The 6,629-nt window shown below is 66.4% G+C and carries 5 protein-coding genes and 3 pseudogenes; 3 read left to right on the top strand and 5 right to left on the bottom strand.

Annotated elements, in window-relative coordinates:
• From EN742_RS39335 to EN742_RS13180, 5 genes and pseudogenes are all read right to left on the bottom strand, one after another.
• Positions 1–287, bottom strand: a pseudogene (locus tag EN742_RS39335) (molybdopterin molybdenumtransferase MoeA); the annotation flags it as partial.
• Entirely contained in the window at positions 287–784 is a 498-nt protein-coding gene (gene moaC, locus EN742_RS13195; protein WP_126054480.1) for a cyclic pyranopterin monophosphate synthase MoaC, read from the bottom strand. The gene moaC and the pseudogene EN742_RS39335, both read right to left, overlap by 1 nt.
• Positions 785–786: 2 nt before the next feature.
• Complete coding sequence (gene trpC, locus EN742_RS13190; RefSeq protein ID WP_127407715.1) at positions 787–1,599, bottom strand: indole-3-glycerol phosphate synthase TrpC; 813 nt, start codon at positions 1,597–1,599, stop codon at positions 787–789.
• 14 nt (positions 1,600–1,613) lie between these two features.
• A pseudogene (trpD, locus tag EN742_RS13185) lies at positions 1,614–2,612 on the bottom strand (anthranilate phosphoribosyltransferase); the annotation flags it as partial.
• A complete protein-coding gene (locus tag EN742_RS13180) occupies positions 2,609–4,501 on the bottom strand; it encodes a SurA N-terminal domain-containing protein (protein ID WP_127405956.1) in 1,893 nt (630 codons plus the stop codon). The gene EN742_RS13180 and the pseudogene trpD, both read right to left, overlap by 4 nt.
• Positions 4,502–4,646: 145 nt before the next feature.
• On the opposite strand from EN742_RS13180, the gene tpiA reads away from it, so the two are divergent.
• From tpiA to EN742_RS13165, 3 genes and pseudogenes are all read left to right on the top strand, one after another.
• Entirely contained in the window at positions 4,647–5,414 is a 768-nt protein-coding gene (tpiA, locus tag EN742_RS13175) for a triose-phosphate isomerase (RefSeq protein WP_127405955.1), read from the top strand.
• A gap of 161 nt (positions 5,415–5,575) precedes the next feature.
• A complete protein-coding gene (secG, locus tag EN742_RS13170) occupies positions 5,576–6,079 on the top strand; it encodes a preprotein translocase subunit SecG (RefSeq protein WP_126054484.1) in 504 nt (167 codons plus the stop codon).
• Between the two features lie 213 nt (positions 6,080–6,292).
• Positions 6,293–6,629 (top strand): annotated as a pseudogene (locus EN742_RS13165) (L,D-transpeptidase); the annotation flags it as partial.

The raw sequence follows: 6,629 nt of genomic DNA, 5'->3' as shown, positions 1-6,629 counted from the left end.
GTGAAGATGCGCACGGCTTGCGACGGGCCGACGCTGCCTTCGAAGCCGCGGCCGGCCGGCGCCATGCCGATCACCGAAAGCCGCGCCGGCACGGATGCCACGTCGGTGGCGCGCGTCGCATAGCCGTCCATGGCGGAGGCGTTGAAGGGCGGTTGCGTGCGCAATGCCACCACGGGCTCGGCCAGCACCCGGCCGGCGGCGTCGATCAGCGCGACGCTCTCACTGGCCCGCGGCGCCGCTCCATCCAGCAGGCGCTCGAGCGCCTCGGCGACAGGAACCAGCGCCATCAAGCGCCTTCCCCGCGCCCGGCCGCCTTGTAATCGCCAGACTTGCCGCCGGTCTTCTCGACCAGCCTGATGCCGGAGATCACCATGGCGCGGTCGGCGGCCTTGGCCATGTCGTAAATGGTGAGGCAGGCGACGGAGGCCGCCGTCAGCGCCTCCATCTCGACGCCTGTCTTGCCGGTGACGCGGGCGAGCGCCGTGACCTTGAGGCCAGGCAGGGACGTGTCCGGCTCGATGTCCACCGAAACCTTGGTCAGGAGCAGCGGATGGCAGAGCGGGATCAGTTCATGCGCGCGTTTCGCCGCCATGATGCCGGCAATGCGCGCGGTGCCAAGCACGTCGCCCTTCTTGGCATCGCCGGCAAGGATCATCTCCAGCGTTTCGGCGCGCATCGAGACAAAACCCTCGGCGATCGCGGTGCGCACCGTCTCGGCCTTGTCGCCGACGTCGACCATGTTGGCTTCGCCCGAAGCGCCAAGGTGGGTGAGGGAGGTCGCCATGGTCAGAGCGCCTCGGCTGGCGCCCTGCCCGTGAGCAGAAGCTGCGTTGCGGCGGCCACATCGGCTTGCCGCATCAGGCTCTCGCCGACCAGGAAAGTGCCGATCTTGCACTTCTCCAGCCTGCGGCAGTCCTGATGCGTGAAGATGCCGCTTTCGCTGACCAGCAGCCGGTCGGCCGGCACCATCGCCGCCAGCCGCTCCGAAACGTCCAGGCTGGTCTCGAATGTCCTTAGGTCGCGGTTGTTGATGCCGATTAGCCGCGAGGAGAGCCGGAGCGCCCGCTCCATCTCGGCCTCGTCATGCACTTCGACCAGCGCATCCATGCCGAGTTCGAAGGCCGCAGACTCGAGCTCGCGAGCCATCGCGTCGTCGACGCTCGCCATGATGATTAGGATGGCGTCGGCACCCCAGGCGCGGGCCTCGAACACCTGATAGGCGTCGAACAGGAAATCCTTGCGAAGCGCGGGCAGGACAACGGCGGCGCGGGCGGCGGCGAGGAATTCCGGCGCACCCTGGAAGGACGGCTCGTCGGTCAGCACCGACAGACAGGCGGCGCCACCTTTCGCGTAGGCCCTGGCCAGCGCCGGCGGATCAAAATCGGCGCGGATCAGCCCCTTGGACGGGCTCGCCTTCTTGATCTCGGCGATCAGCCCGAAGCTGCCGGCCGCGCGCCTGGCTTCGAGCGCGGCAAGAAAACCGCGCGGCGCCTCGGCGCCATCTGCCCGCGCCTTGATCTCGGCCAGCGGCACGCGCCGCTTCGCCGCCGCGATCTCCTCGCGCTTGTAGGCTTCGATCTTGCGCAGGATGTCGGACAAGGCTCTACCCGTTCGATTTCGACCAGCCGGCCGAGCACCTGGAGCGCCCGGCCACTGTCGATCGCTTGCGCAGCGCTCGCCATGCCGTCGGCCAGCGTTGTTGCCTTGCCGGCCACCACCAGGCCGGCACCGGCATTCATCAGCACGGTGTCGCGATAGGCGCCCGCGGCACCTCCCAGCATATCGCGCAGCGCCTTGGCATTGTAGGCCGCGTCGCCGCCGCGCAACTCGTCCTTGGTATGGCGCTTCAGGCCGACCGCCTCGGGGGTGAGCGCGAAGGTGCGGATCTCGCCGCCGGCAAGTTCCGCCACCTGCGTCTCGCCGGTGGTGGTGATCTCGTCATAGCCGTCGCCGTGAACGACCCAGGCGTGCTCGGTGCCCAGCGCCTTCAACGCCTCGGCAACCGGCATGATCCATTCCGGCAGGAACACGCCGACCATCTGCCTGCTGACGCCGGCCGGATTGGACAACGGTCCGAGCAAGTTGAAGATGGTGCGCGTGCCAAGCTCGCCCCGGATCGGGCCGACATGCTTCATCGCCGGATGATGCGCCGGCGCGAACATGAAGCCGACGCCGGCTTCATGGATGCAGCGGCCAATCGTCTCCGGTCCGATATCGATCTTGACGCCGAGCGCGGTGAGCACGTCGGCGGCGCCCGTCAGCGAGGACAGGCCGCGATTGCCGTGCTTGGCCACGGGCACGCCGCTTGCCGCAATGACGAAGGCGGAACCCGTCGAGATATTGACGCTGTGCGAATTGTCGCCGCCGGTGCCGACGATGTCGATGGCACCGTGCGGAGCCTCGACGCGCAGCATCTTGGCGCGCATGGTGGCGACGGCGCCGGAAATCTCACTCACCGCCTCGCCGCGCACGCGCAGCGCCATCAGGAAGCCGCCGATCTGGCCGGGCGTCGCGTCGCCAGACATGATGATTTCGAACGCCTCGCGCGCTTCCTCGAACGAGAGAGGGGTGCCTGCCGCCACCTTGGCGATATGGCTCTTCAGCGCGCTCATCGGGCCTGCGCCTGGGTAACGGCGGTCTGGTCGATGCGGACGTCGTATTGCGTTTGCAACTGCGCCACCAACTGGTCGAGCAGGTCGTCCGACATGCCGGCAGTGAACGATTTCTGCGCGTCGTCAGGCACGGAGCTGGCATCGGCGCCGGCCGGCTCGAAGACTTCAGCCACCTTGTAGAGGATCTGTCCGTCGCCGGTGGGCGAGGGGATCAGCCCGGTGCCGCCTTCGCCGACACCGAACATCTCGGCGGCGCCTTCCTTGCCGAAATCGGCGTCATCGGCTTCGCGCTTCAGGCCGCGCTTGGTCTGCTTCTCGAGCTTGAGTTCGCCAGCGATCACATCGAGCGTGGCCCCGGCCTTGAGCCGCTTCTCGAGCTCGTCCGCCTTGGCGGCAAGCCGCTTTTCCGTTTCCGCCGCCGTCCAGTCGGCCACCACCTTCTGGCGGACTTCATCCAGCGTGCGGTCGCGCGCCGGCGTGATCGATCCGACTTCGTAGAAGACGAAGCCGTTGTCGGCGGTGGTCAGGCCCTCATTCTCGGTGCCGGGCTCTGCGACGAACACCGCCTTGATGAGATCCGCCGACTCCGGCAGGTCCTTGACGATGGTGTCGTCTGGCCGCTGGCCGGTGCGGTCGATCGCGTCGACGGTGACGACCTTGAGCTTCAGCTTGGCGGCGGCGTCGGCAAGCGAACTGCCGGAAGCGCGCGTGTCTTCGTAGCTGTCGTGCACGTCGAGCAGGATGCGGCTGGCCTCGCCGAGCGCCAGGTCCTTGCGGATCTGGTCGGACACCTCGGCCAGGGGCTTCACCACCTCCGGCTTGATCTCGGTGACGCGCAGGAGCACCGGGCCGAAGGCGCCCTGGACGACGGGGCTGACCTCGTTGGCGGCGAGCTTGAAGGCCGCGTCGGCCACCGCCTTGTCGGCGATCTTGTCCTTGGCGAGCGTGCCAAGCAGCGTGTCGGCCTGGGTTTTGCCCTCGGCGGTGACGAGCTTGTCGAAAGTCGCGCCCGCTTTCAGCGAATCGAACGCGGCCTTGGCCGCGTCCGGCGTCTTAAACACCAGCTGCTCGATGGTGCGCATCTCGGGCGTCGTGTAGCGCCCCTTGTTCTTGTTGTAGTCGTCGCTGATCTGCGGATCGGTCACCGCGGTCGGGTCCATGATGTCCTGCGGTTCGAGCCTGACATAGGAGAACTTGCGGTATTCGGGCGCCGCATATGCCTTCTTGTTGGCGTCGAAATAGGTCTGGAGCACGCTGTCAGACGGCGCCTCGATCGGCTCGACCAGCGTCTTCGGCAAGGTCAGATAGTCGATGGTGCGATCCTCGCCGCGGTAGAGCGCGACCGCCTTGAGGAAGGTCTGCGGAGCCTTGAGGCCGTCCGAAACCGCCTCGACGATCTGCTGGCGCACCGCAACCTGGGCGCGATTCTTCAGATAGTCCTCGGGCCGCATGCCGATCTGGCGCAGCAGGTATTCGAACGTCCTGCGGTCGAACTGGCCGCTTGGCCCCTTGAAGGCCGGATCCTCGCGCGTGAGTTCGGCGAGCCGGTCCTTGGACAGACCAAGTCCGAGCTTGCGGGCCTGCTCGTCGAGCACCGCGCCCGAAACGAGCTGCGCCAGCACCTGGTTGTCGATGCCGAGGGCCTGCGCCTGCTCGCGCGTGATGCGCTGGCCGAACTGCTGCGACATGACGCTGATCTGGCGGTCGTAGGCGAGGCGGTATTCGTTGATCGAAACCGCCGTGCCGCCGGCTGTGATCACGGAATGATGGCCGCCCAAAGTTCCCGACAGACGCCCCGAAATACCCCAGACGGCAAAGCTGATCACCAGCAAAGACAGCAACGCCTTCGCGACCCAGGTGCCCGCCGCGTTTCTCAAGATACCAAGCATGCCTACTTCCGATTTTTGCGCATTTTTCGTGCGCCCGAGTCTGAAACAAGCGCAATAGCGCCCTTCCGGTCCACTGTCGATTGCTTTGTGGCCTGATTTTGATAGTGAGTGCGCAAGCCAAATCTCGCCTGGAGAAGCAAAGCCCATGACGCCTGGAATCCGCCCGCTCGTTGCCGGCAACTGGAAAATGAACGGCACCAGCGCCTCGCTCAACGAACTGAGGATGATCGGCAACGGCTTCATGAGCGGCCTCGACGCCGAGACGGAGGCGCTTGTCTGCGTGCCAGCGACCCTGCTTTCGCACGCCGCCGAAATCCTCTCGCGCACCCCGGTTCGGGCCGGTGGCGAGGATTGCCATCCCAAGGAAAGCGGTGCCTACACCGGACGGATTTCGGCCGAGATGCTAAAGGACGCCGGCGCCAGCCACGTCATCGTCGGCCACTCCGAGTGCCGCGCCGATCTCAGCGAGGACGATGCCACCATCCACGCCAAGGCCTCCGCGGCATGGCGGGCCGGGCTGGTGGCTATCATCTGCATTGGCGAGACAAGGGCCGAGCGCGAGGCAGGCACGACGCTCGACGTGCTGTCGCGCCAGGTCGCCGGTTCGGTGCCGACAAGCGCCACTGCGGCCAACACCGTCATTGCCTACGAACCGGTTTGGGCCATCGGCACCGGCCTGACGCCGACCGCCGATGACGTCGCCGAGGCGCATGCGCACATCCGCGCAAAGCTGACGGAGGTGCTTGGCGGCGCGGCCGCAAAGATACGCATCCTCTACGGCGGCTCGGTCAAGCCGTCCAACGCTGTCGAGTTGCTCGGCGTCGCCAATGTCGACGGCGCGCTGGTCGGCGGCGCCAGCCTGAAGGCGGCGGATTTCCTCGGCATCGCCGAAGCCTATCTGAATATCTCCTAGTCGCGGAGCCAGCCGGCCGGCGCGGCCGAAATCGTTGCAAAGGGCGCATTGCTCCCCATATTCCGGCCACGGGCTTGGAAATGCCGCTAAAGCATTGTAAGGAGCCGCCTCCAAATCACCGGTCGTATCCGCGGCCGCGCAAGGCCTTGCCAGGATAAACTATGGAAACCGTACTGATCGTCATTCACCTTATGGTCGTGCTCGCGCTCGTCGGCGTGGTGCTGCTGCAGCGCTCCGAAGGCGGTGGTCTCGGTATCGGTGGCGGTTCCGGTTTCATGACGGCGCGCGGCGCCGCCAATGCGTTGACGCGGGCGACCGCGATCCTGGCGGCTGCCTTCTTTGCAACGTCTCTCACCTTGTCGCTCGTGGCGCGCTACGGCGAAAAGCCGATCGACATCCTCGATCGCGCTCCGGCGTCGTCCAGCAACGCCGGCAAGGGCGTGCTCGACCAGCTGCCGGGCAACGCGCCGGCCGGCGCCACCGCACCGGCCGCTCCGTCGACCTCGACGGCGCCGGCGGCACCCGCCAGCGGATCGGCGACGCCGCCCTCATCGGGCAACGGCGCCGCGACGACAGCGCCTGCGCCGGCACCAGCGAATCCGGCCACCCCGCCGGCAGCCAACGGCGTCACCTTGCCGGTCACACCGCAGGTTCCGAACCAATAGCCAGGCAAGCTTATCGGGCCGCGATCTGTTGTCGTTTGATCACAGTCGCGGCAAATGCCGCACATTCACGAAGATTCAACCGGGCGTAGCCTGACGGCGCGCTTGAGGCGTCGTGGCCTGATCGATTATACATTGCGCGCGGCACTTTCGGCGTCCTTGGGGGGCGCCGGGCGACGCCGTGGCAACAAAGCATTACACGATCGGATCTTCGCCATGCAGCTTCGCAGCTTCATTTTCTTGGGATTCTTTGCCGTGCTCGGCATGAGTTCCGCAGCCTTCGCCGGCACGCCGGCAAACATGGCCGCATCGCCATCAGTCGAGATAACCGGCGCCATCAATGTCGCCGTCAAAAGCGACGCAACGCAGCTGAAGCTTCTCAAGAAGAAGAAAAACCCGACTCCGGCCGATCTCGCCCAGATCAGCAAGCTCGAGGACAAGATCGCGGCCGACAAGGAAGCCGCCAGGACCAAGGCGCTCGAAGCCCGCAAGCTGGCGATGCGCGACGCAGCCAAGGCCAAGGCCGACGCGGCCCGTCAGGAATGGCTTGCAA

Source organism: Mesorhizobium sp. M4A.F.Ca.ET.020.02.1.1 (genome assembly GCF_004022645.1).
GTDB lineage: Bacteria > Pseudomonadota > Alphaproteobacteria > Rhizobiales > Rhizobiaceae > Mesorhizobium.
This window is presented reverse-complemented; position numbering and strand designations above follow the sequence as displayed.

Coding starts and splice junctions, on each gene's coding strand:
- tpiA (WP_127405955.1), top strand. CDS start 4,647: ATGACGCCTGGAATCCGCCCGCTCGTTGCCGGCAACTGGAAAATGAAC.
- moaC (WP_126054480.1), bottom strand. CDS start 784: ATGGCGACCTCCCTCACCCACCTTGGCGCTTCGGGCGAAGCCAACATG.
- secG (WP_126054484.1), top strand. CDS start 5,576: ATGGAAACCGTACTGATCGTCATTCACCTTATGGTCGTGCTCGCGCTC.
- EN742_RS13180 (WP_127405956.1), bottom strand. CDS start 4,501: ATGCTTGGTATCTTGAGAAACGCGGCGGGCACCTGGGTCGCGAAGGCG.